1 pseudogene is annotated in these 516 nt (G+C 72.5%); it reads right to left on the bottom strand.

From position 1 onward, the window contains the following. Positions 1-382 (bottom strand): annotated as a pseudogene (locus tag MXD60_RS26300) (hypothetical protein); the annotation flags it as partial. Positions 383-516 lie beyond the last annotated feature (134 nt).

Raw genomic sequence — 516 nt, 5'->3', positions numbered from 1 at the left:
AGGGCCACCGTGGGTCGCTAGCCCTTCGATGTAGAGCTCTTCCATCTCCTTCTCCATGCCGGTTTATCCCGGCGCTCAAACCGGTCAGGTCGGCGGCGGCGCGGGTGGCCATCGCCGCGACGGTGCCCGCGGACAGGGGTATCCCGACCAGCTCGGCGAGCGCGGTCGCGGTCCGCTCCTTCGACAGGAACTGGCCGGAGTACAGGTAGACCGCCGCCGCGGCCACCCGCGGCCCGTACTGGGTGGGGGCGTCCACCCCCACCGGTGCGGTCGCCTTCGTCCGGGTCCCGCAGCCGCACTCCCGTTCCAGGAGCTGATGCTCGGTCACGTGCGGGCGTAGTTCGGGCAGGTCGAACACCTGCCGGCGTTCGGTCCGGGTCACCGGCCGGTCCGCCAGCTGCGTCCCGCACCCCGAGCACGGTCCCGGCTCGTGCACCACACGCTCGTCAGGATCGGCGACCATCCGCAGCGTCGATCCCCGATGGCCGTCCTGCCCGCCGGGCCTGCGGCCGGTCT

The sequence above is a fragment of the Frankia sp. AgB32 genome (genome assembly GCF_023243045.1).
In the GTDB taxonomy this organism is placed as follows: domain Bacteria; phylum Actinomycetota; class Actinomycetes; order Frankiales; family Frankiaceae; genus Frankia.
The sequence above is the reverse complement of the archived record's forward strand: the minus strand, read 5'-3'. Positions and strand labels throughout refer to the sequence as shown.